The 924-nt window shown below is 38.9% G+C and carries 1 pseudogene; it reads right to left on the bottom strand.

Features of this window, described 5'->3' with window-relative positions:
• Positions 1-722, bottom strand: a pseudogene (locus DW650_RS19355) (hypothetical protein); the annotation flags it as partial.
• Positions 723-924 lie beyond the last annotated feature (202 nt).

The following is a 924-nucleotide window of genomic DNA, read 5'->3' as shown; positions in this document are numbered from 1 at the left end:
TCCATTTCTTTTGTATAATTTTTCTCTGTATCCATCAGGACTTCATTATATTTGTCGAGGTATTCCCTCCAATTTTCATCTTTCCGGCTGTATGCACCGTGAAGGTTCCCGAATGCCTCCCTTATGGCATCGGTCTTTTCCTGTTCTTTATTTTCCGTAACCTTGAAACTGATTTTATAATAATCATGCGGAGAAACTTCTTCCCCATTTTTGTTTTCTATTTTGATACAATATTTATTGGTATTTGTATCCCAGTTCGGGATGGTCAGTGTTTTACGTCCTTCCCCGTCCCATTCTGCCTTTCCGACCTGATTGCCATATTCATCATATAAGGTGAGGTCATAATCACAGCCTTCCGGCATGTCCATGTATATTTGAACCCCAAAATAATTCTGTATGGTTCGATTAAATGGAATGGAAAAGTTGTAGAAATCCACATCCTTTTTATCACTGAGATTTCCTTTCAGACTGCTGGTTTCGTCCTTAATCAGAAAATCCAGATCCAGAAACGTACTTCCCTTCTTCTTGTCCGAAACCTCATAAGTGGTATGCTGTCTGCGATAAGTGTCATTGCTGCCAAGTGTACAGGAATCTTCCTGAAGTGTCATATTTTTCTTCAGTTTTCCTTCAAAAAATGCCACTGTTTCCTTTCCAGACATGAAAAAAATCGGTTTTTGACGAAATGCCGCCCCATATGTAGAATGATTACTGTTTATTTCCATTTCTTATCCTTCCTCCCGAAAAATATCTTACCTGTATTCTTATGCTTTCCTGTCAAAAGATGAGCCTACAGTATAACAGGATTATCCGGTAAAATAATACTGCTTTTCTCATATGCTGCCGCCGCCAACTGGCTATTTAGATATTCGTTTTGTACAGCTTTTCGTCTTGCCTGTGCTCTTTTTACTGCTTCCTTTTCCTGTT

The sequence above is a fragment of the Roseburia sp. AM23-20 genome, from assembly GCF_003470905.1.
GTDB classification, from domain to species: Bacteria; Bacillota; Clostridia; order Lachnospirales; family Lachnospiraceae; genus Roseburia; species Roseburia rectibacter.
This window is presented reverse-complemented; position numbering and strand designations above follow the sequence as displayed.